Source organism: Marinovum sp. PR37 (assembly GCF_028807375.1).
In the GTDB taxonomy this organism is placed as follows: Bacteria; Pseudomonadota; Alphaproteobacteria; order Rhodobacterales; family Rhodobacteraceae; genus Marinovum; species Marinovum algicola.
Genome location: NZ_JARAML010000003.1, coordinates 18,830 through 44,134 on the forward strand (window position 1 = coordinate 18,830; position 25,305 = coordinate 44,134).

Genomic DNA, 25,305 nt, shown 5'->3' on the forward strand with positions numbered 1-25,305 from the left:
CTTGCAAGGCCCGATCCGCGCTTTCTAATCTGTCCGGACAGGCACGCAGGTTTTCTACGCCGCATCGAAGACCCGCAGCACAGGTGCGCAAGGTAGAGCGGCAGGTCATCACCATGGACATTGGCTTTCTTCTCAACGGAGAACCGGTCCGGATCCGCCCAGAGCCCCCGACCCGCACCCTGCTCGACTGGCTGCGCGACGAGCGCGGTCTCACCGGCACCAAGGAGGGCTGCAACGAAGGCGATTGCGGCGCCTGCACCGTGATGGTGCAGGACGACACCGGCATCCGCGCGCTCAACGCCTGCATCCTCTTCCTGCCGCAGCTCGACGGCAAGGCGGTGCGCACCGTCGAAGGCCTGCGCGACGACGCCGGCGACATGCACCCGGTGCAAAAGGCGATGGTCGACCACCACGGCGCGCAATGCGGCTTCTGCACCCCGGGCTTCATCGCCTCGATGGCCGTGGCCCATGCCAACGGCCAGACGGATCACACGGACCGGCTCGCCGGCAATCTCTGCCGGTGTACGGGATACGCCCCGATCCTGCGCGCCGCCAGGGCGGCCGAATCCGCCCCGGTCCCGCAATGGGTCGCCTCCGATGCTTCTTCTGGCCGGAAATATCCCGGGGGGAGCGCAGCGGGGGGCAGCGCCCCCCTCCTCCCCCGCAGCTCGGACGAACTGGCAGCGGCCTACGCCGCCGCCCCCGAGGCCACCCTGATCGCCGGCGCCACCGACGTCGGCCTCTGGGTCACCAAGCAGCTGCGCGCGCTCGATCCGGTGATCTTCCTGCACCGGGTCCGCGACTTGCAGCAGATCGAGGACCGGGGGGACAGCCTGAAAATCGGCGCCGGGGTCAGCATCGCCCGGCTCTGGCCGTTGATGGCGGAACTCTATCCCAGCCTGGTCGAGCTGTTCCGCCGCTACGGCTCGGTCCAGGTACGCGAAGCCGCGACCCTCGGAGGCAATATCGCCAATGGCTCGCCCATCGGTGACAGCCCGCCGCCGCTGATCGCCCTCGGCGCCCGGCTGCACCTGCGCCGGGGCGAGGCCCGCCGCGACATCGCGCTCGAGGATTTCTTTCTCGACTACGGCAAGCAGGACCGCGCGCCCGGCGAATTCGTCGAGGCGGTCACCCTGCCCAAACACCAGCCCGGCTTCCGCTGCTACAAGATCTCCAAACGCTTCGATCAGGATATCTCGGCGCTCTGTGCCGCCTTCAACCTCAGCATCGAGGCCGGCCGGATCACCGCCGTCCGCACCGGCTTCGGCGGCCTGGCCGGCATTCCGAAACGCGCGCGCGCCTTCGAGGCCGCGCTCACCGGCGCGCCCTGGTCGGAAGACAGCCTCCGGGCGGCCGCCGCCGCGCTGGAACAGGATTTCACGCCGCTCACCGACATGCGCGCCTCGGCCCGCTACCGCATGGAGGCGGCGAAAAACCTCGCCCTGCGCTATTTCCACGAGATCGAGGGCCGCGAAACCTCCGTCCTGAAGGTGCTGCCATGAGCGTCGCCAGACCCCTGCCGCATGACGCCGCCGCCCTGCATGTCACCGGCGCCGCGCGCTATGTCGATGACATACCGGCCCCGCGCGGCACGCTGCATCTGGCCTTCGGCCTGAGCCAGATCGCCCGCGGCCGCATCACCGCGATGGATCTGGCGCAGGTCCGCGCCCTGCCCGGCGTCATCGCCGTATTGTCGGCCGACGACCTGCCTTTCGCCAACGATGTCTCGCCGTCGATCCACGACGAGCCGCTGCTCTCGGATGGCCGCATCCATTACCTCGGCCAGCCGCTCTTTCTGGTGGTGGCGACAGAGCATCACATCGCCCGCCGCGCCGCCCGGCTGGGCCAGATCGAAACCGAGGTGGAGGCGCCGCTTCTGACCATCGAGCAGGCGCTCGCCGCCGACAGCCGTTTCGAGGACGGCCCGCGCATCTACAGCAAGGGCGACGCCGCCAGCGCCATCGCCGGCGCGCCGCATCTGCTGAAAGGCACGCTCACCATGGGCGGGCAGGAGCATTTTTACCTCGAAGGCCAGGCCGCGCTGGCGCTGCCGCAGGACAACGGCGACATGCTGGTGCACAGTTCCACCCAGCATCCGACCGAGATCCAGCACAAAGTGGCCGAGGCGATCGGCCGCCCGATGCACGCCGTCCGCGTCGAGACCCGGCGCATGGGCGGCGGATTCGGCGGCAAGGAGAGCCAGGGCAATGCGCTGGCCGTGGCATGTGCCCTGGCGGCGCAGGTGACGGGCACAGCCTGCAAGATGCGCTACGACCGCGATGACGACATGGTTGTCACCGGCAAGCGGCATGATTTCCGCATCGACTACGAGGTCGGCTTTTATGACAGCGGCCGCATCGCGGGCATCGATTTCGTGCAATATGCCCGCTGCGGCTGGGCCCAGGATCTGTCGCTGCCGGTGGCCGACCGCGCCATGCTGCATGCCGACAATGCCTATCTGCTGGATCATGCCCGCATCGAGAGCCACCGGCTCAAGACCAACACCCAGAGCGCCACCGCCTTTCGCGGCTTTGGCGGGCCGCAGGGGATGCTGGGGATCGAGCGGGTGGTCGACCATATCGCGCATTACCTCGAGCGCGACCCGCTCGAGGTGCGCCGGGTGAACTATTACCACGCCCCAGCCAGGACCGGCCCCGGCAGCGGCCAGCCCTTTACCGGCCCCAACGCGGGCAAGGGCCACCGCTACGCCGGACCGGGCCCCGCCACGGCGCCGCAAGAGGATCTCGCCTCGCGCGGCGCGGCGGCGAATGTCGCCCCGCCCGAGGTGCCCGAGCCGCCCGAGGGCGCCCAGACCACGCCCTACGGCATGGAGGTCACCGATTTCATCCTGCACGAGATGACCGACCGGTTGGCAGAGCAGGCCGGCTACTCCGACCGCCGGGCGAAAGTGGCCGTGTGGAACGCCGCCAATCCGATCCTGAAACGCGGGCTTGCGCTGACCCCGGTCAAGTTCGGCATTTCCTTCACCCTGACCCATCTCAACCAGGCCGGGGCATTGGTGCATGTCTATCAGGACGGGTCGGTGCATCTCAATCACGGTGGCACCGAGATGGGACAGGGGCTGTTCCAGAAGGTGGCGCAGGTCGCCGCCAGCCGCTTTGGCCTGCCGCTCGAGGCGATCAAGATCACCGCCACCGACACCGCCAAGGTGCCCAACACCTCGGCCACCGCCGCCTCCTCCGGCTCGGATCTGAACGGCATGGCGGTCAAGGACGCCTGCGACACGATCCGCGCCCGGATCGCCGGCCACCTCGCCGAACTGCACCAGCAGCCGGTGGAATCGGTGCGCTTCGCCGACGGCGAGGTGCAGGTCGGCGCCGAAAGGCTGAGTTTCGCCGCGGCCGCCAAGCTGACCTATGAGGCGCGCATCAGCCTCTCGGCCACCGGCTTCTACAAGACGCCCGATGTCGCCTGGGACCGGATCAAGGGGCGAGGCCGGCCGTTTTTCTACTTTGCCTATGGCGCCGCGCTCACCGAATGCGTGATCGACACGCTGACCGGCGAAAACCGCATCCTGCGCACCGATATCCTGCATGATGCCGGCGCCTCGCTGAACCCGGCCATCGACATCGGCCAGATCGAGGGCGGCTTTGTGCAGGGCGCCGGCTGGCTGACGATGGAAGAGCTGGTCTGGGACGACAAGGGCCGGCTGACCACCCATGCACCCTCGACCTACAAGATCCCCGCCTGCCCCGACACGCCCGACATCTTCAACGTCGCGCTCTGGGACGGCGAGAACCCGGCCGAGACGATCTATCGTTCCAAGGCGGTGGGCGAGCCGCCGCTCATGCTGGGCATGTCGGCCTTCTTTGCCCTGTCCGACGCGGTGGCCGCCTGCGGCCCGCACTACCCGGCGCTAAGGGCCCCGGCGACGCCGGAAGAGATCCTGCACGCGGTGCAAAGGGCGCGCGGATGAGCGACTGGATTCGCATCACCCTCACCGAGGCGCGCGGCTCGACCCCGCGCGAACCGGGCACCACGATGCGGGTCTGGGCCGATGCGCAAGAGGGCAGCATCGGCGGCGGCACGCTGGAATGGCAGGCGACGCAGATCGCCCGGGCGATGCTGGCGGAGGGCACCGCCGAGGCCCGACGCAAGATGGCGCTGGGCCCCGACATGGGCCAATGCTGCGGCGGCGTGGTCACCCTGAGCTTTGCCCGCAATGCCGCCGTCCGCACCGCCTTGGCCGCACCGCTCTGGATCTGGGGCGCGGGCCATGTCGGCCGCGCCATTGCCGCCACCATGGCGCCGTTGCAGGACCGCGAGATCACCCTGGTCGACACCAGCGCCGCGCGCCTGCCCGACCCGATCCCCGAGGGCGTCACCCCGCTTGTCGCCGCCGATCCGCTGCGCGCCGTCGCGCTGGCGCCGTCCGACGCCAGTCACATCATCGTCACCTATTCGCATGATCTCGATCTGCGGCTCTGCGACGCGCTGCTGCGCCATGGCTTCGGCGACTGCGGGCTGATCGGCTCGGCCACCAAATGGGCCCGCTTTCGCAAACGGCTGGCCGCGCTGGGCCATGCCACCGCTCAAATTTCCCGCATTGCCTGCCCGATCGGCGATCCGGCCCTGGGCAAGCACCCGCAGGCAATTGCGGTGGGCGTGGCGGCGGGCTATCTCGCCCGGGCCGCAGAGCCGCCCGCCCTGAAGGAGAGACACGCGTGAGAGAAACCTTGTTGGAGATCAAGGGGCTGACCAAGGCCTATCCCGGCGTCATTGCCAATTCCGATGTCTCCTTTTCGATCGGCCGCGGCGAGGTGCATGCGCTTCTGGGCGAAAACGGCGCCGGCAAATCGACCCTGGTCAAGATGATCTACGGCCTGGTCAAACCCGACAGCGGCAGCATGCGTCTCAACGGCAGCGCCTTTGCGCCGCAGGATCCGCATGCCGCCCGTGCCTCCGGCGTTGCCATGGTGTTCCAGCATTTCTCGTTGTTCGAGGCGCTGAGCGTGGCCGAGAATGTGGCGCTCGGCATGGAGAACCCGCCCAAGCCGCGCGATCTGGCGCGCCAGATCCGCGAGGTCTCGGAGACCTACGGCCTGCCGCTCGACCCCGACCGCACCGTCGGCGGGCTCTCGGCCGGGGAACGCCAGCGGGTCGAGATCATCCGCTGCCTGTTGCAGGAACCGAAACTGCTGATCATGGACGAGCCGACCTCGGTGCTGACCCCGCAGGAGGTGGAGATCCTGTTCCAGACCCTGCGCAAGCTCTCGGCCGAGGGCACCGCGATCCTCTATATCTCGCACAAGCTCGAGGAAATCCGCAGCCTTTGCGAAACCGCCACCATCCTGCGGCTGGGCAAGGTGGTCGAGACCTGCGATCCGCGCGACACCACCGCGCGGCAGCTGGCCGAACTGATGGTCGGCGCCTCGTTCGACGCCGTCACCCGCGAGGCGCGGGCCCCGGGCGCGGTGCGGCTGGCGGTGCACAACCTGTCGGCGCGTTCGCCCAATGCCTTTGGCACCGCGCTCAAGGACGTCTCCTTCGAGGTCCGCGCCGGCGAGGTGCTGGGCATCGGCGGGGTTGCCGGCAACGGCCAGGACGAGCTGCTCGCCGCGCTCTCGGGCGAGATCGTGACCAGGCCCGAGATGGTGGAATTCGACGGCACGCCGGTGGGGGGCCAGGGCCCGGAGGCACGGCGCACTGCCGGGCTGCTCTCGGCCCCCGAGGAGCGGCTGGGCCATGCCGCCGCCCCCGACATGAGCCTGACCGAGAACGCGATCCTGACAGCCGCCGCCCGCGAGGGGCTGATGAAGAACGGTTTTCTCGACTGGTCCGGCGCCCGCGGCTTTACCGAAAAGGTGATCAAGGCCTTCGACGTCCGCACCCCCGGCCCCGGCACCGCCGCCCGGGCGCTGTCGGGGGGCAACCTGCAAAAATTCGTCATCGGCCGCGAGGTGATGCAGCGCCCCGAGGTGCTTGTCGTCAACCAGCCCACCTGGGGGGTCGACGCCGCCGCCGCCGCCGCGATCCGCCAGGCGCTGCTGCATCTCGCAGGTGAGGGCGCGGCCGTCGTCGTCATCAGCCAGGATCTCGACGAACTGATGGAGGTGGCCGACAGGTTTGCCGCGCTGAACGAAGGCCGGCTGTCGGATATCCGCCCGGTGCAGGGCCTCACCGTCGAACAGATCGGCCTGATGATGGGCGGCGCACATGACATGGAGGTGGCCCATGTGGAGGCCTAGAGAAGCTGGCGGGGCGCGCCTGGCCAGCGTCGCGGAGCGTATTTTGCAAGAGAAGAAGCGCAGGACGGCGCAATCGGGGGGAGGTCGCGCATGATCCATCTCGTCAAGCGCCCGCAGCCGTCACGGGTCTGGACGGCGGTGACGCCGCTGCTGGCCGTGGTGCTGACCATGTTCGTCGGCGGCATCATGTTCGCCGCGCTGGGCAAGCCGCCGCTCGAGGCGATCCGCACGATCTTCTGGGATCCGCTGTTCCATCCGCAATTCGCCGCCTATTCGCGGCCGCAGCTTCTGGTCAAGGCGGGGCCGCTGATCCTGATTGCCATCGGCCTGTCGATCGGCTTTCGCGCCGGCATCTGGAACATCGGCGCCGAAGGCCAGTATATCATGGGCGCGATCACCGGCGCCGCGGTCGGGCTGGCCTTCTACCCGCTCGACAGTTTCATCGTCTTTCCGCTGATGGTGATCGCCGGCGCGCTTGGCGGCTGGGCCTGGGGGATGATCCCGGCGCTGCTCAAGGTGAAATTCGGCACCAACGAAATCCTGGTCTCGCTGATGCTGGTCTATGTCGCCGAGGCCTGGCTGGCCTCGGTCTCCTCGGGCCTGCTGAAGAACCCGGAAGGCCGCGGCTTTCCCGGCTCGCGCAACTTTCAGCAATATGACGCCGGCGCCAATACCGAGGTGATCGCCGGCACCGGCATGCATTGGGGGGTGGTGGCGGCCTTTGTCGCGGTGATCTTTGCCTATGTGCTGCTCACCCGCCACATCCGCGGCTTCCACATCCGGCTGACCGGCGAGGCGCCGCGCGCCGCCCGTTTCGCCGGGGTCAACCCGGGCCGGGTGGTGATCTTCTGTCTCGGGCTCTCGGGCGCGCTGGCCGGCATGGCCGGGCTCTTCGAGGTGTCCGGCCCGGCCGGCCAGATCACCATTGATTTCAACTCGGGCTACGGCTTTACCGCGATCATCGTGGCCTTCCTCGGCCGGCTGCATCCGGTTGGCATCCTGTTGGCTGGCTTGCTGATGGCGCTGACCTATATCGGCGGCGAGCTGGCGCAGCTCATGCTCGGCCTGCCCGGCGCCTCGATCCAGCTGTTCCAGGGGATGTTGCTGTTCTTCCTGCTGGCGACGGATGTGTTCACCAACTACCGGCTACAATTCGGACAGGGAGAAACCGCCTGATGGATCTCGGAACGATCAATCCCATCCTTCTGGTCGCCTCGCTGATGGTCTCGGCCACGCCGATCCTGCTGGCTGCCATCGGCGAGATGGTGGTGGAGAAATCCGGCGTGCTCAACCTCGGCGTCGAGGGCATGATGATCACCGGTGCCGTGGTGGGCTTTGCCGTGGCGGTCAACACCGGCAGCCCGGGTCTCGGCTTTGCCGCCGCGGCGCTGGCCTCGGCGCTGCTGTCGCTCAGTTTCGGGGTGCTGACCCAGTTTCTGCTGTCCAACCAGGTGGCCACCGGCCTCGGGCTGACGCTGGTGGGCCTCGGGCTCTCGTCGCTGATCGGCAAGCCCTACGAGGGCATGAAATCCCCCACCCTGCCCGACCTGCCGCTGCCGCTGCTGGCCGATATGCCGGTCATCGGCCCGATGCTGTTTCAGCATGACCTGATGGTCTATCTCTCGATCGCGCTGGTGGCTGCCGTCTGGGCCGGGCTGAAATTCACCCGCGCCGGGCTGATCCTGCGGGCTGTCGGCGAAAGCCATGATGCCGCCCATGCCCTGGGCTACAAGGTGGTGCGCATCCGGCTCATGGCGATCTTCTTCGGCGGGGCCTGTTCCGGCCTCGGCGGCGCCTATCTCAGTCTTGTCCGGGTGCCGCAATGGACCGAGGGCATGACCGCCGGCGCCGGCTGGATCGCGCTTGCCATCGTGGTCTTTGCCAGCTGGAAGCCCTGGCGCGTGCTGATCGGTGCCTACCTTTTCGGCGGCGTCACCGTGCTGCAACTGAACCTTCAGGCGGCCGGCACAAGGCTGCCGGTCGAATACTTGTCGATGTCACCGTATCTGATAACAATTCTCGTGCTGGTCATCATTTCAGCACGGGGCTACCACGGCGCGCCGGCCTCGCTCGGCCGGCCGTTCCATGCCTCGCACTGAGGCCAAACCCAAAACAAGACAATCCAAAAGAAGACTCAGGGAGTATCCACATGAACCGCAGAACCCTTCTTGCCAGCGCCGCGCTGGCGCTTGGCCTCGCCGGAACGGCGATGGCGCAGGACGACACGACCAAGGTCGGCTTCATCTATGTCGGACCCGTCGGCGATGGCGGCTGGACCTATGAGCACGAACAGGGCCGCCTGGCCGTCGAAGAGCACTTCGGCGACAAGGTCGAAACCGTGTTCCAGGAAAGCGTGCCCGAGGGCGCCGACAGCGAACGCGCGATGACGCAGATGGCACTGTCCGGCGCCGACATCATCTTCACCACGTCCTTCGGCTACATGGACCCGACGATCAACGTCGCCAAGAAATTCCCCGACGTGAAGTTCGAACACGCCACCGGCTACAAGCGCGCCGACAACGTCTCGACCTATTCCGCCCGGTTCTACGAAGGCCGCGCCATCCAAGGCCTGATTGCGGGCCACATGACCGAGACCAACAAAATCGGCTATATCGCCTCCTTCCCGATCCCCGAGGTCATCCGCGGCATCAACTCGGCCTATCTGCACGCCAAGGAGGTGAACCCCGATGTCGAGTTCTCGATTGTCTGGGCCTACACCTGGTTCGACCCGGCGAAAGAGGCCGACGCCGCCAATGCGCTGATCGAACAGGGCGCCGACGTGATCCTGCAACACACCGATTCCACGGCGCCGCAGGCGGCCGCCGAAAAGGCGGGCAACGTGATCACTTTCGGCCAGGCCTCGGACATGGGCGATTACGCGCCGATGCCGCGGGTCTCCTCGATCATCGACAACTGGGCGCCCTATTACATTGATCGCGTGCAGGCGGTGATGGACGGCACCTGGGAAAGCAAGGACACCTGGGACGGCATCGGGCCGGGCATGGTTGGCATCGGCGAAATCACCGACGCGGTGCCGGAAGAGGTCAAGGCCGAGGCGCTGGCGATGAAAGACGCGATTGCCGCGGGCGAGTATCACCCCTTCACTGGGCCGATCAACAAGCAGGACGGCACGCCCTGGCTGGCCGAAGGCGAAGTGGCCGATGACGGCACGCTCGCGGGCATGGATTTCTACGTCGAAGGGCTGACCGGCGAAATCCCGAACTGACCGCTGCCGACAGGCGACGGGAACCCTCGCCCCCGGGCGGGGGTTCTCTGTTTGTCGCGCCTGCCGAGAGGCGCCCTGACAAGAGGTTGACCATGCCCCGGATCCCCATCGTCTATCACATCCCGGTCTGTCCGTTCTCGCAACGGCTCGAGATCATGCTGGCGCTGAAAGGCGTGCGCGACGCCGTTTCCTTCCAGGTCGTCGACATCACCAGACCGCGCGACCCGGAACTGCTGGAAAAGACCCGTGGCACCACCGCGCTGCCGGTGCTCGAGATGCCGGGCGGAGAGATCCTCAAGGAAAGCCTGGTGATCCTGCGCTACCTTGACGAGACGGTGGGCGACACGCCGCTGCGCCGCGCCGATCCGCTGGAACATGCGACGGAAAGCATGCTGATCGCCAAGGAAGGCGCCTTCACCATGGCCGGCTACAGCTTCGTGATGAACCAGGATCCCGACCGGCGCGACACGCACGCCGAAAAGATGCGGGGCCTCTACCGCGAGATCGACGATTTCCTGCGCCATGAGGGCAAAGGCGAGGGGCCCTGGCTGTTCGAGGATTTCGGACTGGCCGAAACGGTCTTCACCCCGATGTTCATGCGCTTCTGGTTCCTCGAGTATTACGAGGGCTTCGACGTGCCGGCCACCGCCGAATATGCCCGCGTGCGCGCCTGGCGCGAAGCCTGTCTGGCTCATCCGGCGGCGCAGCAGGTGAGCCGCGAGGAGATCGTGAAACTCTATTACGACTACGCCCTCGGCGCCGGCAACGGCGCCCTGCCCGAGGATCGCAACGTCTCGAGCTTTGCTTTCGAGCCGGCTTGGCCGGACCGGCCCTGGCCGCCGCGCGACAAGTACCTGACCCATGCCAGCGACGCCGAACTGGGGCTGGTGGCGGCCTGACAACGGCCCGCGCCGCCGCTTCCTCTCGCCTTTTTCCGCCGTGCGGCTATCCTTGCGACAAGGAGGACCGACACATGCGCAAACTTCAGGTTCAGGGCGTGCATCACATCACGCTGACCGGGGCCGACCGGCAGACCAGCCTCGATTTCTGGGAGGGCGTGCTGGGCATGCCCTTCATCTTCGATCAGCCCAACCTCGACAATCCCGACGAGGGCCACCTTTATTTTGATCCCGGCGACGGGCGGTTGATCACCATCTTTACCAACGAGGCCCGCACGCCGGTTCACCGGCGCACGCCCACCGATCCCGGCTGCGTGCACCACCTGGCGTTCAACGTCTCCAAGGCGACCTTTTCGCAGACCATCGACCGGCTCGATGCGCGGGGGATCGGCCATTCCGGCGTCAAGGACCGGGGGTTCATGGATTCGATCTACTTCAAGGATCCCCTCGGATTGCTGATCGAGCTGGCCTGTTACCGGTTCGAACCGCCGATGGGCTGTTCCCATGCCGACGTGATGATCGAGGCGCATCGGCGGCGGGTGGCGCAGGGCGATCACCACATCGCCGAAGTGCACCTGGCCGACGCGATCGAAGCGCTGGTCGCGCGGCGCCAGCAGTCTCTGAGCGAGGACCGCTCGGCAAAAGACCCCTACGGCCGGGGCTGACCCCGTCCCCCGACTGACAGGCCCGGTTGCCTCGCCACCCGGTCCCCGCTTTCCCGGCCCGGCGGGCGTCGGCCGGCGGCCTGTCGGCTTATCTCTGCAACCGCTCCACCGCCCAGCGTGCGGCATCCGCGATCTGCGGATCGGCGTCCTCGCACAGCGCCTGCGCCGCCGGCAAGAGCCGCGCCTCGCCGGAATTGCCGATGGCGTAAAGCACGTTGCGCACGAAACGCCCGCGCCCGATCCGCTTGATCGGCGAGCCCGAGAACCGCGCCCGGAACGCCGCATCCTCCAACCCGGCCAGCTCTGCCAGATCCGGCGCCATCAGGTCGTCGCGGGCATGGTATTTCACCTCGGCCGCCCGTTCGGCGAACTTGTTCCAGGGACAGACCGCAAGACAATCGTCGCAGCCATAGATCCGGTTGCCCAGCAGCGGCCGCAAAGCCGCGTCCACCGGCCCCTTGTGCTCAATCGTCAGGTAGGAAATGCAGCGCCGCGCATCGAGCTGATAGGGCGCCGGAAAGGCTGCGGTCGGACAGATATCGAGACACTTCCGGCACGAGCCGCAATGATCCACCTCGCCCGGGTCCACAGGCAGCTCCAGCGTGGTGAACACCGCCCCGAGAAAGAACCAGGACCCAAGCTGCCGGCTCACCAAGTTGGTGTGCTTGCCCTGCCAGCCCAGCCCCGCCGCCTGCCCCAGCGCCTTTTCCGGCACCGGCGCGGTATCGACAAAGACCTTCACCTCGGCCGGCGGATCGGTGTCGGCCTCGGCGATCAGCCAGCGCGCCAGCCGCTTCAGCCGCTTCTTCACCACGTCATGGTAATCGCGGTGCTGCGCATAGACCGAGATCGCCGCCCGGTCGCTCTGCTCAAGCACCGCCAGCGGATCATGCGCCGGCCCGTAATTCTCCGCCAGCATGATCACCGAGCGCGCCTCGGGCCAGAGCGCCGCCGGATCGCCGCGCCAATGGCTGCGCTCGGCCAGCCAGGACATCTGCCCGTGATAGCCCGCCGCGAGAAACCCGGCCAGCCGCTCGGCCACCTCCGGCACCGCCTCCGGCCGACAGATTCGCGCCGCGGAAAACCCCTGGTCCCGCGCCTCGCGCAGCAGTCTGTCCTTCAGCGCATCCATGGCTTCTTCTGTTCAGAAATACCCGCGGGGGTCCGGGGGCAGAGCCCCCGAAACCGCCGAGGCCCGATCTCAGAAATCGAGGTCATTGTAATGCCGCGGCGGCGGAAATCCGGGCACCTGATCGGCCAGGATGCGGCGAAACGCCGGCCGCGACTTGATCTTGGCATACCAGTCCTTGACCACCGCCGACCGGTTCCAGTCGACGTCGGAGATATAGTCGAGCGACGACAGATGCGCCGCGGCGGCGAAATCCGCCAGCGTCATCACATCGCCGGCCAGCCAGCGCCGGTGGTCGAGCAGCCAGGTCATGTAATCCAGGTGATACTTGATCGCCTTGGCCCCGGCCTTGACGTTCTTGCTGTCGGGAAACCCCTGGCCCTGCACCTTCTTGTTGACCCGCTCGTAGAGCAGCTTCGAGGTCACCTCATGGTGGAACTTGTCGTCGAACCAGGCCACCAGCCGGCGCACCTCATAACGCGCATCGGCGGATTTCGGCATCAGGCTCGGCTCGGGGTACTTCTCCTCCAGCCATTCGCAGATCGCCGCGCTCTCGGCCATGGTCTTGCCGTCGATGCGCAGCACCGGCACCTTGGCGGCCGGATTGCGGCGCAGGAAATCCGGCTCCTGCTCCCAGTAGCGTTCCTCGACCAGCTCGCATTCGATCTTCTTCTCGGCAAGGCTGAGTCGCACCTTGCGGCAGAACGGCGAGAGGGGAACGTGATAAAGCTTGGCCATGAAGGGCAATGTCCTAAGGGGGAAGTGCCCAGCTTCTTTGCCGTGAAACCGGCGCCAGTTCAACCACCCCCGCCCGGATCGGCAACAGCCCGCGGCCCCGGCCGGTTCCCCTTGCGCGCCGAATCCGCTATGGCCGCCGCAGCTTTCACGCCGCAAGGACGCGCCATGATCCTGAGTGTTCTCGACTATGCATCGGTCCTTGTCTTTGCCCTGACCGGGGCGCTGGCGGCCTCGCGGGCGCAGCTCGATATCATCGGTTTCGCCTTTCTCGCCAGCCTGACGGCGGTGGGCGGCGGAACGCTGCGCGACCTGCTGCTCGATCGCAACCCGGTGTTCTGGATCGCCGATCCCGGCATCGTCCCGACCGCCTGCGGCGCGGCCCTGCTGGTGTTCTTCACCGCACACCGGATGGAAAGCCGGCTGCGCTGGCTGCTCTGGCTCGACAGCTTCGCGCTGGCGGTGGCGGTGGCCGCCGGCACCGGGGTGGCGCTGGCGCTGGATCAGCCACCGGTGATCGTGTTGATCATGGGGGTGGCGACGGGCTGTTTCGGCGGGCTGATGCGCGACGTGGTGGCCAACGAGGTGCCGGTGATCCTGCGCCAGGGCGAGCTTTACGCCACCGCCGCGCTGGCCGGTGCCGGCGCCGCGCTGGGGCTGCTGGAGCTGGGTCTCGGCCGCGACGTCGCGCTTCTGGGCTGCGCCGGCGTGACCTGGGCGTTGCGCGCCGGCAGCCTGCGCTGGGGCTGGATGCTGCCGGTCTACAAAAGCCGCCCGCCGCGCGAGAAATAGCGCCCCACCGTCCCGGACCCGATCCGGGACCTCTCCGCCGGTTCGTCGCGCCCGCCCTAAAGCGGTTCCGGGCGAAACCCCTCCGGCACCCGGTCGCGACCCTCGAGCACGAGATCCGCCATCACCTCGCCCACCAGCGGCGCCATGCCGAAGCCGATCTTGAACCCGCCGTTGGCGATGAAGGTCCCCGGTCGAAGGGGATGCCCCCCGAGCAGCGGCGCCCGGCTGCGCGCCCGCGGCCGCACCCCGGCCCAGCGCGCCACCACCGGCGCCCCGGCCAGCACCGGAAAGGCCGCCACCGCCCGCGCGATCACCGCCTCGAGCTGATCGTCCACTGCCGCGCCATCGTCGTATTCGCGCTCCGAGGTCGAGCCCACGGCCACCGTGCCGTCGCCATGCGGCACGATATGCAGCGCATCGGCAAAAAGCTGCGGGCGGTCCTGCGCCGCGAATCGCAACAGCGCCGCCTGCCCCTTGACCCCGTTGCCGAGGCTGCGCCCCGCCGCCCGGCTCATCGCCGCGAGATCCTGCATCCCGGTGGCCCAGACCACGGCCCCCCGGTCTTCCCCCTCCGGGGTCACGGTGACCCCGCGCGCCGCCAGCGCCGCCACCAGCGCGGCACAGGCCCGGCGCGGATGCACCCGGGCGCTGAGGCTGTCCTCGACCAGCAATCCCGTCGGCGAGGCCGGGGCCCAATCGCCATAGCCCGCCGCATCGACCACACGCCAGACCGCCTTGCCCTGCCAGAGCTCGGCCGCCGTCCCTTCCCGCTGCCGGGCCAGGTCGACCGCGCGGTCATCGGCCAGGGGCTGCAACCGGCCCGAGCGCAGATAGCCGGGGTCACGCCCGCCGGCCTCCGCCACCTCGGCCCAGAAACCCTCGGCCATAAGCAGGCTCTCGAACTGGAAGGCCTTCTTGGCGTTCCAGTTTTCCGGCACATGCGGCGCCAGCGCGCCGACGATGCCGCCGGAGGCGCCCGCCGCCGGGCCGAAGGGATCGATCACCCGCACCTTGGCGCCGCGCCGGGCGCAGGCCCAAGCCACTGACAGGCCGAACACGCCCGCCCCCCGCACTGTCACGTCGTCCATTGCATACCCCTCCGTCAGGCTTTAGGCCTCGGGGGAAACCCTTAAGGCAGCCGAAAATGACAGACCAGAGCGCAGAGCTGGAATGGCGCGACGGGCACGTGCCTGTCTCGACCCGATTCGACGATCCCTATTACTCGCTCGATAATGGCCTGGCCGAGACGCGGCATGTCTTTCTGGCCGGCAACGACCTGCCGGCGCGTTTTGCCGATGGCTTTCACATCGCCGAACTGGGCTTCGGCACCGGGCTGAACCTGCTCTGCACGCTTTCGGCCTTTCGCGCCGCCGGCACCCCCGGCCGGCTGCATTTCACCAGTTTCGAGGCCTTCCCGATGCAGGCCGACGACATGATTGCCGCGCAGGCCGGTTTTCCCGAACTGGCCGCGATCGCGGCAGAGCTGGCACCGCAGTGGCAGGCCGGCGCGCGCCACTTCGAGACGCCCGACCTGACCTTCACCCTGGTCCAGGGCGATGCCCGCGAGACCCTGCCGCACTGGTCCGGCAAGGCGGATGCCTGGTTTCTCGACGGGTTTTCGCCGGCCAAAAACCCCGAACTCTGGGGCGAGGCCCTGATGATGCAGGTCGCGCGCCACACCGCCCCTGGCGGCACGGCGGCCACCTATACCGCGGCGGGCCATGTGCGCCGCGCGCTCGCCGCGGGCGGCTTTGCCGTCACCCGCATCCCCGGCTTCGGCCGCAAACGTCACATGACAAGGGCCACCCTATGACCCAGAACGATACGGTGCGCGGCATCTGGCTGATGGTGGCCACCACCTTTGTCTTTGCGGTGCAGGACGGGCTGAGCCGGCATCTCGCCTCGGAATACAATGTCTTCATGGTGGTGATGATCCGCTATTGGTTCTTTGCCGCCTTCGTGATCGCCCTGTCGGCGCGCAAGGCCGGCGGGCTGCGCGATGTGGCGCGCACCGATCAGCCGCTGGTGCAGATCTTCCGCAGCGTGCTGCTGGCGCTGGAGATCTGTGTCATGGTCGCCGCTTTCACCTATCTCGGGCTGGTCGAGAGCCATGCGGTCTTTGTCAGCTATCCGCTGCTGGTCGCCGCGCTCTCGGGCCCGGTGCTGGGCGAACAGGTCGGTTGGCGGCGCTGGTTGGCGATCGCAGTGGGCTTTGTCGGGGTGATGATCATCATCAATCCCGGCGCAGGGGTATTCTCGATCTATGCGCTGATCCCGCTGGCGGCGGCTTCGATGTTCGCGCTCTATTCGCTGCTCAACCGGTATGCCGCACGCCGCGACACCGCCGCCACGTCGTTTTTCTGGACCGGTACGGTGGGCTGCGTGGTGATGACGGCAATCGGCATCTGGTTCTGGGTGCCGATGACCGGGCCCGACTGGATCTGGATGGCAGCGCTCTGCGTGACCGGGGTGACCGGGCATTACACGATGATCAAATGCTACGAGGTTGCCGAAGCCAGCGCGGTGCAGCCCTTTGCCTATCTGCAAATGCCCTTTGCCGTGGCGATCGGCCTGCTGATCTTTGGCGAAAGCCTGCGGGCCTCGGTGGTGGTGGGCGCGGTGCTGATCGTGGGCGCCGGGCTCTTCACCCTGTGGCGCGAACGGCAGAGGATGCGGGTGGCCCGGCGGGTGGCGCCGGTATGAAGCGCGGGCGGTAGGTTGAAAACCCGCCTTACGGCGTTTGGTGCAGGATTGGCCCGGCCCGCGCAACTCGGGCCGCAACTTGCCGCCGAAGGCTCATTCGGGCAGCAGGGTCGATCCCACCAGCTCCTCCGAGAAGGGCACCGGATGCGGATCCTTGCCCAGCCGCGCGCGATAGACCGGCAGGCTCTCTGATACCCGCATGACGTAGTTGCGGGTCTCGTTGAAGGGGATCATCTCGATCCAGTCGACGATGTCGATATCGCCCCGGATCGGATCGCCATAGGCGTTCTTCCAGCTCCGCGGCCGCCCCGGCCCGGCATTGTAGCCGGCCGACATCATGATGACATTGCCGTCGAACTCCTCAGCCAGCCCGCGCAGGTAATCCGCGCCGAGACGGGAGTTGTACAGCCAATCGCCGGTCAGCCGGGACTGGCTGTAATCCAGCCCGACCCGCCGCGCCACGAGTTGCGCCGTCGCCGGCATCACCTGCATCAGCCCGCGCGCGCCGGCGTGGCTGACCACCGAATGGTCGAACTCACTCTCGCGGCGGGCGATGGCCAGCACCATCTCTGTCGGCACCGGATGATCGCGTTTTGCCACCGGATGCACCGCATAATAGGGCGCCGCGATCTCGTGCCCGGCCTGCGCCGCGCGTTTGCCCAGCAGCACGGCGATATGCGGCTGGCCCAGATCCTCGAGCATCTTGCCCATCAGGTGCAGGTTTTCCTCGTCCTGGCTCTCGGCCAGATGGGTCCAGAACCGCTTGGCCAGCCAGCCCTCGCCCGCCGCCAGAAGCAACAGCGCCGCCTCATGCACCCGGGATTTGGTGAATGCGGCCTCGCGCCAGTCCTCGACCGGGCGGAAACCGCCGAGATTGCTGTTGAACGGCAGGCCGCCGCGCTCGGCCGCCAGCAGCCCGTAGAAGCTGGTCTGATAGGCCGCGCCCAGCGCATAGGCGCCCTTGGCGGCATCCTCGTTTCCCAGTGCCTCATAGGCACGCCCCAGCCAATACCCGGCGCGGCCGAGCGAGATCGGCGTAAAGACGTCACCCTTGAAACGGGTGAAATGCGCCAGCGCCCGGCTCGGGTCCTTCTGGAACCGCAGGGCGAGATAGCCCGAGAGCCATTCCAGCTCGGCGAAATTGCGGCCGGTCACGGTGTAATGCGAGGCGGCGATGCGATAGGCCAGCACCGGATCGCCGTCGCGCATGGCGCGATGCGCCAGCGTGTGGCGTCGGCGCGCCCAGTGCTCGGGCTCACCCAGGCTCTCGGCACTGGTCGAACGGTCGAGCAGCAGTGAAATGGCACTGTCGCGCAGCCCCTTGGCCATCCGCCATTCAAACCGCTCATAGGCCAGACCCGGATCATCGGCCAGCACCGCCGGCACGGCGGCGATCAGCGGATCGGGATTGCCATTGCGCGCGCGCAGCGCCATCCGCGCGGTGGCGAGCTTTTGCCAGCCCTCGGAGACTAGGGGCAGCATCCGCGTGGCGTTGATCTCCCAGCCTTCCCAGAGCGCCCGGTCGAGACGCGCCTCGTGATGCGGCTTGAGCAGGCTGCCATATCGGTCGAGAAACCGCGCCTGTTCGCTGTCGGACAGCGCCAGGGTCAGCCACGCCTTGACGATGCCGGCCTGCGCCGCGCCGGTTTCGCCGCTGGCCTCCAGTGCCTCGGCATGGGCCAGCGCGCCGGTGCCGGTCTGGGGCTCCTGCTCCTTGAAAAAGGCGAGGCGCGCCGCGACCGAGGCCCCGGCCATGGCGTCTTCGGATTTCTCGCGCAGATAGGGCAGGCCGGGCCAGTCGCCGCTGCGGGCGAGAAATTCCATCACCTCGCCCGAGCTGCCGCTGCCGCTGCGCAGAAAGTGCCACATGATGACATCGCGCGCCGGCGAACCTTCGGGGCCGGCAAGGCGAAGGGCCTCGTCCCAGCGGCCATCGCGCATCGCGGCGAGCCCGGCCTTGAAGCCCGGATCGGCCGCAGGCACGCGCAGCCCGAGCGGCTCTGTATCCAGCCCCTTCGGCCTGACCCTGGGGCGCAGCCCGGCGAGGTCTTCTTCCAGCTCTTCCAGCGGCTCGGGCACGGCGGCATCCTCACCCGCCGCGATCGCTTCGGGTTCGGCGGCGGGCAGCCCGTCCTCGGCCTCGGCGGCGGGTTCGGCATCGCCCTGCGCACCAGAGCTTCTGGCCCGCGGGCGCAGGCTTGTCGTCAGGTCGACAGCGGCCCCGGTATCAGAGGTTTGCTGAGCGGGCACCGGCGAAGCGGCCAGTGCCAGAAGGCATAAAAGCGCACGCATCATCACTTGCAATTTCTGTTCTGAAAAGGAATAGACACGATCTAGAAGATAACCCGTCCGCCGCATCCTTCAACTCACGATGCTGACACTGGCGGACATGCGGCGCGCCCTCGGGGCGGGCCTGTTGACAGAAAAGGAGCGTCACCATGTTCAAAGGGTCCATGCCAGCCCTGGTCACGCCGTTCAAGAACGGCGCGGTCGATCTGGAGACGCTGCGAAAACTCGTGGACTGGCATGTCGATCAGGGCAGCCATGGTCTGGTCCCGGTCGGCACCACCGGCGAAAGCCCCACCCTGACCCATGGCGAGCACGAGCTGGTCGTGTCGGAAGTGGTCAAGGCCGCCGCCGGCCGTATCCCGGTGATTGCCGGCGCCGGATCGAACAACACCACCGAGGCGATTCGCCTGATGGCCCATGCCAAATCGGTCGGCGCCGATGCGGGCCTCGTGGTGACCCCCTATTACAACAAGCCGACGCAGGCCGGGCTGATCGCGCATTTCACTGCCATCACCGAGGCCGTCGACCTGCCGATCATCATCTACAACATCCCGCCGCGTTCGGTGATCGACATGCTGCCCGCCACCATGGGCGAGCTGGCGAAACTGAAGAACATCATCGGCGTCAAGGACGCCACCGGCGATCTCGCCCGGGTCTCGGCCCAGCGCATCACCTGTGGCGCCGATTTCCTCCAGATCTCGGGCGAGGATGCCACCGCGCATGGTTTCAACGCCCAGGGCGGCGTCGGTTGCATCTCGGTCACCGCCAATGTGGCGCCGGCGTTGTCCAGCGCCTTGCAGAACGCCTGTCTGGCCGGCGATTACGCCAAGGCGTTGGAAATCCAGGACCGGCTGATGCCGCTGCACCAGGCAATCTTTGCCGAACCGGGGCTCTGCGGCGTGAAATACGCGATGTCGCGGCTTGGGCTCTGCGAAAACGAGGTGCGGCTGCCGCTCCTGCCGGTCAGCGAGCCGACCCGCGCCCTGATCGACGCCGGGCTGCGCCAAGCCGGTCTGACCGGCTGAGGCTCTGACCGCTGCGGAATTGAAAGGCCCGGCCGCGAGGGATCGCGCCGGGCCTTTTTCGTGCTGCAATACGGCCCCGGGGCCGCGCCGGTCATTGCGTCTCCAGCCCCTCGGGCTGGCCCACCACCACGAAATGCAGGGCCTCGGGGTCGTAAAGCTCGGCGGCCACCCGGTTGACCTCGTCCAGCGTGAGCGCCTCGACCAGCGCATTGCGCTCGGTCACATACTCCGGCCCCAGACCGTCCATCTGCATGCCGATCAGAATATTGGCGATCGGCCCGTTGCCGTCAAAGCGCAGCGGATAGGCCCCGGTCAAATAGGTCTTGGCCGCTGCCAGCTCCTCGGCCGTCAGACCGTCCTGCCCCAGCTTGGCCCATTCCTCGCGGATCACCGCAATGGTCTCGGCGACGCGGTTGTTGGCCGAGGCGACCGAGCCCATCACCAGCGCCGCGTGATCCTTGGGCACCAGATAGGAATAGACGCCATAGGTCAGACCGCGCTTTTCACGCACCTCGGACATCAGCCGGCTGGTCAGCCCACTGCCGCCGAAGACCTCGTTGATCACATAGGCGGCGAGGAAATCCGGGTGATCGCGTTCCAGCCCCCGGTGCCCGAAAAGAACCACCGATTGCGGCGTGTCGAAGGGCTCGACCGTCAAGCCGCCCTCGAGCAGGAAGGGCGCCGTTCCAGGCAGGGGCGCACCGGTTTCGGGCAAGTCGCCCAACAGCTCATCGAGCAAGGCCGACAGCTCCTCGGCCGAGATGTCGCCCACCGCGCTGACATAGACCCGGTCGCGCGCAAAGGCTGCCGCATGCGCCGCGACGATATCCTCGCGGCTCAGCGCCATCACGCTTTCGCGGGTGCCATCAAGCGAGGTGGCATAGGGGTGATCGCCAAACGCCAGCCGGTCGAAAGTGCGGCCGGCGATCTTGTCGGGATCGGACTGGTCCGAGGCCAGCCCGGACAGCACCTGCGCCTTGACCCGGTCGATGGCCACCTGGTTGAACGCCGGCGCCACCAGCGAGCCGCGCAGCAGCGCCATGGCCGCGTCAGTGGTGTCGGTCAGGAACTTGGCCGACACCGAAATCGTGTCGTCGAACGTGTCGTAATCGAAGGACGCCGCCAGGCTTTCGAGTTCGCGGGCAAAGGCCCGCGCATCCATCTCGCCGGTGCCTTCCTCGAGCAGGCCGACCATCAGATTGGTCGCCCCGCGCTTGTCCGGCGCATCGAGCGAGCCGCCGCCCTTGAAGCGCAGTTCGAGCGCGACAAAGGGGATCGACGGCTCTTCGACCAGCCAGGCCGAGATGCCGCCGGGGGTGGTGACCTCCTGGATCTCGATCTCGGCACGGGCCGGCAGCGCGGCCATCACCAGCGCGGCGGCGGCAAAGGCCCATGTTTTCACCAGCGGGGCGTTGAAGAGCGCGGTCATTGGGTCACCTCCTGCGGGCGCATGAGCCAGCTTGTCACGCTGGCCTTGTCGTCGAACACCTCGCGCGCGGCGGCAAGGATATCCTCTTCGGTCACCGCCGCCACGATTTCTGGCCAGGCGTGCACATCCTCGACCGTCAGCCCCGAGGTCAGCGCCCGACCATATTGATTGGCCACCCGCTCGACATTGTCGCGGGCGTAGATCCGGCTGGCCTCGAACTGCCGCTTGATCCGGTCCAGCTGTTCGGTGTCGACGCCTTCCTCGAGAAACTCGGCCACCGCCGCATCAAGCGCCGTTTCCGCCGCCTCGAGGCTCACGCCCTCGACCGGCACCACAACCAGCGAAAACGTCGTGTCATCCAGCGAGACGCCGCCATATCCGGCACCGGCATAGACCACAAGCTTCTGGTCGAATTGCAGCTTTTCGTTCAGCACCGAGGTCTGGCCGCCGCCCAGCACTTCGGAGAGCAGCATCAGCGCCGCCGCCTTTTCCTGGGCACCGGGGTCCCGTTCGGGCGCCAGGTAGGTGCGGATCACATAGGGCTGGGCCACCCGCGGGTCTTCGAACACCAACCGCCGCGGTGCGGTCTGCGGCGGCTCTTGCGGGCGGTCGCGCGGCGCCAGATCGGGATTGGCCGCAAGCGGGCCGTAATGCTCTTTGGCCAGCGCCAGAACCTCGTCGGGCGTGACGTCGCCAGCCACGATCAGCAGCGCATTGTTGGGGGCGTAATTGGTCTGGTAATACTCCAGCGCCGCCTCCAGATCGAGGCCCACCATCTCGTGCCGCCAGCCGATGATCGGCACGCCGTAGCGGTGATTGAGATATTGCGCCGCGCGGGCCTGCTCGCGCATCAGCGCCGCCGGGTCGTTCTCGGTGCGCATGTTGCGCTCTTCGATGATCACCTCGCGCTCGGTGCGGATTTCCTCGGGGCCAAGCTGAAGGTTGACCATCCGGTCGGCCTCCATCTGCATCATCAACCCCAGCCGGTCGGCGGCGACGCGCTGGTAATATCCGGTCTGATCGTAGCTGGTAAAGGCATTGTCGGTGCCGCCGTTCTCGGCCACCACGCGGCTGAGCTCGCCCGGGGCCATGTTCTTGGTGCCCTGAAACAGCAGATGCTCGAGAAAATGCGCCACGCCGGAAACCCCCGGCGTCTCATCGGCACTGCCGGCGCGATACCACAGCATGTGGACCACCACCGGCGCGCGGTGATCTTCGATCACCACCACCTCGAGGCCATTGTCCAGCGTCGCGGTGGTCACCTGATCTTCGATCGACGTCTGGGCCAATGCGGCCCCGGCCCAGAGCAGGGCGATCCCGGCGGCGAACGCGCGCAGGCTGGGGGTCAGTCGGTCAAACGGGGGTGCGGACATGTGGCTCTCCTGAATGGGTGTCAGGCCTTACTAATGGCCGCTCCCCCCCGGAGTTCAAGAAAAACCGCGTGACAGTTGCGTGAGCCGGCTCAGCCGCCCACGCGATTGTCGTTCCGCTCTTCCGGCGGATCGGCGGCGGGGGTTCTGACCCCGGCCCGGCGGAACAGGCGCAGCACCTCATAGGGGTCGATCGCAAAGCGTTCGTAGGCGTCGTAATACTTGTCTTCGCGCATCAGCTGCCAGGTGAACCGCGAGGCCCGCTTGCGAAACTCCAGGTCTTCGGCGGCAAGCTGGGCGCGGATCCCCGGCTGCACGCCGTTGCGGGCGGCATAGCTCACCAGCGCGCCATCGCCGGCTGCCGCGCCCGCGGCCCGCGGCGCCACGCGGGCGCCGTCGCCGCCCAGCGCCGCGACGGCATCGGCCTCGGGCGTCGGATCGGTGCGGTTGGCCGCGCCCGGTGTCGGCGGCGGCAGCGCGTCAAAGCTCTCCGGCGTCTGCAACGGCTTGGGCGGGACGATGGCAAATTCTTCCGGGCCGTCGCCGCGCACCCGCAGCTCGTGCAGGGTGATGTCACGCTCGCCACATGCCGCCAGCCCGAGGGCCAACGCCAGCAAAACGCACCGCTTTGCAATTGGCGAGACTGTCATGCGTATTCACTCCACCTGCTTACGCGCCCAGACTTAACGGATTGTTCCAGAGAGGTCACGTGCCCTTTTTCCGCTTTGGCGAGCCCTTGCCGCTGCCCGATCCGGGAAACAGCACCAGCCCGAAGGCGCCGGCAAAGATCGCGATATCGGCGACGTTGAAGGCATAGGGATTCTCGATGCCACAACACGACATGTTGAGAAAATCCGCCACCGCGCCATACAGCACCCGGTCGAGCACATTGCCCAGCGCGCCGCCGATCAGGAGGCCGGCCGCAATCCGGCCGGTCCGTCCCGGCGGATCGCGCCAGACCCAGACCAGCACGAACCCGACGATCACCAGCGCGATGGCGATGAGCACTATCCGCGCCGCATCGGAATGGCCGGAAAACAGGCCGAAGTTGATGCCCGAATTCCACGCCATCCGCAGATTGACGAAGGGCGGCAGCACGTCGATCTCGCCCAAGGTGCGCAAATCGAGCAGATGCACGACAACGATCTTGCTGACCTGATCCAGCAGAAACACCCAGAAGGCTGCCCAGAACACCGTTCGCATCTGCCCGCTCCTGCCCTTAGTGCCGGAAGTGGCGCATGCCGGTAAAGACCATCGCCAGCCCGGCCTCGTCGGCCGCGGCGATCACCTCGTCATCGCGCATCGAGCCGCCCGGCTGGATCACGCAGGTCGCGCCCGCCGCCGCCGCTTCCATCAGCCCGTCGGGGAAGGGAAAGAAGGCATCCGACGCCACGGCGGAGCCCTGGCTCAGCGGCGTGTCGAGGCCCAGCGCCTCGGCCATGCGCTCGGCTTTCTTCGCGGCGATCAGCGCCGAATCCACCCGGCTCATCTGGCCGGCGCCAACCCCAACGGTGGCACCATCCTTGACATAGACGATGGCGTTCGACTTGACGTGTTTCGCCACTTTCCAGGCAAACAGCAGGTCGCGCATCTGTTCGTCGGTCGGCGCGACCTTGGTCACCACCTTGAGGTCATCGAGCCCGACAAAGCCCACGTCCTTGTCCTGCATCAGGAAGCCGCCGGCCACCTGCCGCAGGGTCTGGCCGCCGGCGCGCACATCCGGCAGGCCCTCGGTGGTCAGCAGACGCAGGTTCTTCTTCTCTTTGAAAATACGCATTGCGCCGTCCGAGGCGCCAGGCGCAATCACCACTTCGGTAAAGATGCCGGTGATTTCCCGTGCGGTCTCCTCGTCGAGCGGCCGGTTGAAGGCGACGATGCCGCCAAAGGCCGAGGTGCGGTCGCAGTCGAAGGCCGCCTTATAAGCTTCGAGCAGCGTCGCGCCCTTGGCCACGCCGCAGGGGTTGGCGTGCTTGATGATGGCGCAGGCCGCGCCGTCCTCGGGGGCGAACTCCGCCACCAGCTCGAAGGCCGCATCGGTATCGTTGATGTTGTTGTAGGACAGCTCCTTGCCCTGATGCTGCACGGCGGTGGCGACGCCGGGGCGGCCGGTGCCATCCGTGTAGAAAGCCGCCTGCTGGTGCGGGTTCTCGCCATAACGCAGGGTCTGCTTGACCTCGCCGGCCACCGCGCGGCGGCGTGGCGCGGCGGCGCCCAGCGCCCCGGCCATCCAGGAGGAAACGGCGGCATCATAGGCGCCGGTGCGGGCATAGGCGATCTGCGCCAGACGCTGGCGGAAACCATAGGAGGTCGCGCCGGAGTTGGCGTCCAGCTCTTGCAGCAGCCCTTCGTAATCCTGCACATCCACCACCGTGGTCACAAAACCGTGGTTCTTGGCCGCGGCGCGGATCATCGCCGGGCCGCCAATGTCGATGTTCTCGATGCAGGTGTCGTAATCGGCCCCCTTGGCCACGGTCTCCTCGAAGGGATAGAGGTTGACCACCAGCAGATCGATGCCGCCGATGCCATGCTCTTTCATTGCCGCCACGTGCGCGTCATTGTCGCGCAGCGCCAGCAACCCGCCATGCACCATCGGATGCAGCGTCTTTACCCGGCCATCCATCATCTCGGGGAAGCCGGTCACCTCGGCCACGTCGCGGACCTCGAGGCCGGCCTCGCGCAGCGCCCTGGCGGAGCCGCCGGTCGACAGAAGCTCGACCCCGCGTTCGGCAAGGGCACGCCCCAGATCGGTCAGGCCGGTCTTGTCGGAAACTGAGAGAAGCGCGCGCCGGATCGGCACGAGGCGGGTGTCATCGGTCATATCGTCAGGGTCCTGC

General features: G+C 67.5%; 22 protein-coding genes. 13 read left to right on the forward strand and 9 right to left on the reverse strand.

Going from position 1 to position 25,305, the window contains the following annotated elements; all coding sequences use genetic code 11:
* Positions 1-113: 113 nt before the first annotated feature.
* The 9 genes from xdhA (at position 114) to PVW49_RS03310 (ending at position 10,999) form a co-directional block, all read left to right on the forward strand.
* Positions 114-1,502 carry a xanthine dehydrogenase small subunit gene (gene xdhA, locus PVW49_RS03270; protein WP_274589893.1) on the forward strand — a complete coding sequence of 463 codons (1,389 nt, stop codon included), beginning with the start codon at positions 114-116 and terminating at the stop codon, positions 1,500-1,502.
* Positions 1,499-3,937, forward strand: coding sequence for a xanthine dehydrogenase molybdopterin binding subunit (xdhB, locus tag PVW49_RS03275; protein ID WP_274589894.1), 2,439 nt, complete (start codon positions 1,499-1,501; stop codon positions 3,935-3,937). Before xdhA ends, xdhB begins: the two co-directional genes overlap by 4 nt.
* Entirely contained in the window at positions 3,934-4,689 is a 756-nt protein-coding gene (gene xdhC / locus PVW49_RS03280; RefSeq protein ID WP_274565747.1) for a xanthine dehydrogenase accessory protein XdhC, read from the forward strand. The genes xdhB and xdhC overlap by 4 nt, the downstream gene beginning before the upstream one ends.
* Positions 4,686-6,209, forward strand: a complete 1,524-nt coding sequence (locus PVW49_RS03285; protein WP_074839126.1) for an ABC transporter ATP-binding protein — start codon at positions 4,686-4,688, stop codon at positions 6,207-6,209. Before xdhC ends, PVW49_RS03285 begins: the two co-directional genes overlap by 4 nt.
* A 90-nt stretch (positions 6,210-6,299) precedes the next feature.
* Entirely contained in the window at positions 6,300-7,385 is a 1,086-nt protein-coding gene (locus PVW49_RS03290; protein WP_274589895.1) for an ABC transporter permease, read from the forward strand.
* Positions 7,385-8,308 (forward strand): ABC transporter permease, encoded by a 924-nt coding sequence (locus tag PVW49_RS03295; protein WP_170850602.1) that lies wholly within the window; start codon positions 7,385-7,387, stop codon positions 8,306-8,308. Before PVW49_RS03290 ends, PVW49_RS03295 begins: the two co-directional genes overlap by 1 nt.
* A gap of 50 nt (positions 8,309-8,358) precedes the next feature.
* A complete protein-coding gene (locus PVW49_RS03300; protein WP_048533399.1) occupies positions 8,359-9,435 on the forward strand; it encodes a BMP family ABC transporter substrate-binding protein in 1,077 nt (358 codons plus the stop codon).
* Positions 9,436-9,527: 92 nt separating this feature from the next.
* A complete protein-coding gene (locus PVW49_RS03305; protein WP_274589896.1) occupies positions 9,528-10,334 on the forward strand; it encodes a glutathione S-transferase family protein in 807 nt (268 codons plus the stop codon).
* A gap of 74 nt (positions 10,335-10,408) precedes the next feature.
* Entirely contained in the window at positions 10,409-10,999 is a 591-nt protein-coding gene (locus PVW49_RS03310) for a VOC family protein (protein WP_074839121.1), read from the forward strand.
* An 88-nt stretch (positions 11,000-11,087) separates the two neighbouring features.
* On the opposite strand, the gene queG is transcribed toward PVW49_RS03310, so the two are convergent.
* Together queG and fzlA are read right to left on the reverse strand one after the other, a co-directional pair.
* Positions 11,088-12,131 (reverse strand): tRNA epoxyqueuosine(34) reductase QueG, encoded by a 1,044-nt coding sequence (gene queG, locus PVW49_RS03315; protein ID WP_274589897.1) that lies wholly within the window; start codon positions 12,129-12,131, stop codon positions 11,088-11,090.
* A gap of 69 nt (positions 12,132-12,200) precedes the next feature.
* Positions 12,201-12,866, reverse strand: a complete 666-nt coding sequence (gene fzlA / locus PVW49_RS03320; RefSeq protein ID WP_048533403.1) for an FtsZ-binding protein FzlA — start codon at positions 12,864-12,866, stop codon at positions 12,201-12,203.
* A 165-nt stretch (positions 12,867-13,031) separates the two neighbouring features.
* Here fzlA and PVW49_RS03325 point away from each other — a divergent pair, with 165 nt between their 5' ends.
* Positions 13,032-13,655: a trimeric intracellular cation channel family protein gene (locus PVW49_RS03325; protein ID WP_048533404.1), complete on the forward strand. Its 624-nt coding sequence runs from the start codon at positions 13,032-13,034 to the stop codon at positions 13,653-13,655.
* Between the two features lie 56 nt (positions 13,656-13,711).
* Here the strand turns inward: PVW49_RS03325 and PVW49_RS03330 are convergent, their stop codons facing one another.
* Positions 13,712-14,743, reverse strand: a complete 1,032-nt coding sequence (locus PVW49_RS03330; RefSeq protein WP_274589898.1) for an NAD(P)/FAD-dependent oxidoreductase — start codon at positions 14,741-14,743, stop codon at positions 13,712-13,714.
* A 56-nt stretch (positions 14,744-14,799) separates the two neighbouring features.
* Here PVW49_RS03330 and mnmD point away from each other — a divergent pair, with 56 nt between their 5' ends.
* The gene (gene mnmD / locus PVW49_RS03335; protein WP_274565739.1) at positions 14,800-15,468 is read left to right on the forward strand and encodes a tRNA (5-methylaminomethyl-2-thiouridine)(34)-methyltransferase MnmD; all 669 of its coding nucleotides are present in this window, start codon (positions 14,800-14,802) and stop codon (positions 15,466-15,468) included.
* On the forward strand, positions 15,465-16,358 hold the full coding sequence (locus tag PVW49_RS03340) for a DMT family transporter (RefSeq protein ID WP_074839112.1): 894 nt from the start codon (positions 15,465-15,467) through the stop codon (positions 16,356-16,358). Before mnmD ends, PVW49_RS03340 begins: the two co-directional genes overlap by 4 nt.
* Positions 16,359-16,451: 93 nt before the next feature.
* Here the strand turns inward: PVW49_RS03340 and PVW49_RS03345 are convergent, their stop codons facing one another.
* Positions 16,452-18,653 carry a lytic transglycosylase domain-containing protein gene (locus PVW49_RS03345; RefSeq protein ID WP_244526571.1) on the reverse strand — a complete coding sequence of 734 codons (2,202 nt, stop codon included), beginning with the start codon at positions 18,651-18,653 and terminating at the stop codon, positions 16,452-16,454.
* Positions 18,654-18,796: 143 nt separating this feature from the next.
* Between PVW49_RS03345 and dapA the strand changes: the two genes are divergently transcribed.
* Positions 18,797-19,672: a 4-hydroxy-tetrahydrodipicolinate synthase gene (gene dapA / locus PVW49_RS03350; protein ID WP_074839109.1), complete on the forward strand. Its 876-nt coding sequence runs from the start codon at positions 18,797-18,799 to the stop codon at positions 19,670-19,672.
* A gap of 91 nt (positions 19,673-19,763) precedes the next feature.
* Here dapA and PVW49_RS03355 read toward each other — a convergent pair whose 3' ends face one another.
* The 5 genes from PVW49_RS03355 to purH all read right to left on the reverse strand — a co-directional run bounded on the left by PVW49_RS03355 (position 19,764) and on the right by purH (position 25,289).
* A complete protein-coding gene (locus tag PVW49_RS03355; RefSeq protein WP_274589899.1) occupies positions 19,764-21,101 on the reverse strand; it encodes a M16 family metallopeptidase in 1,338 nt (445 codons plus the stop codon).
* Complete coding sequence (locus PVW49_RS03360; RefSeq protein ID WP_274589900.1) at positions 21,098-22,474, reverse strand: M16 family metallopeptidase; 1,377 nt, start codon at positions 22,472-22,474, stop codon at positions 21,098-21,100. The genes PVW49_RS03355 and PVW49_RS03360 overlap by 4 nt, the downstream gene beginning before the upstream one ends.
* An 89-nt stretch (positions 22,475-22,563) precedes the next feature.
* Positions 22,564-23,121 (reverse strand): DUF3035 domain-containing protein, encoded by a 558-nt coding sequence (locus PVW49_RS03365; protein ID WP_048533410.1) that lies wholly within the window; start codon positions 23,119-23,121, stop codon positions 22,564-22,566.
* A gap of 55 nt (positions 23,122-23,176) precedes the next feature.
* Positions 23,177-23,674, reverse strand: a complete 498-nt coding sequence (gene lspA / locus PVW49_RS03370) for a signal peptidase II (RefSeq protein ID WP_274589901.1) — start codon at positions 23,672-23,674, stop codon at positions 23,177-23,179.
* 16 nt (positions 23,675-23,690) lie between these two features.
* Positions 23,691-25,289 (reverse strand): bifunctional phosphoribosylaminoimidazolecarboxamide formyltransferase/IMP cyclohydrolase, encoded by a 1,599-nt coding sequence (gene purH / locus PVW49_RS03375; protein WP_274589902.1) that lies wholly within the window; start codon positions 25,287-25,289, stop codon positions 23,691-23,693.
* Positions 25,290-25,305 lie beyond the last annotated feature (16 nt).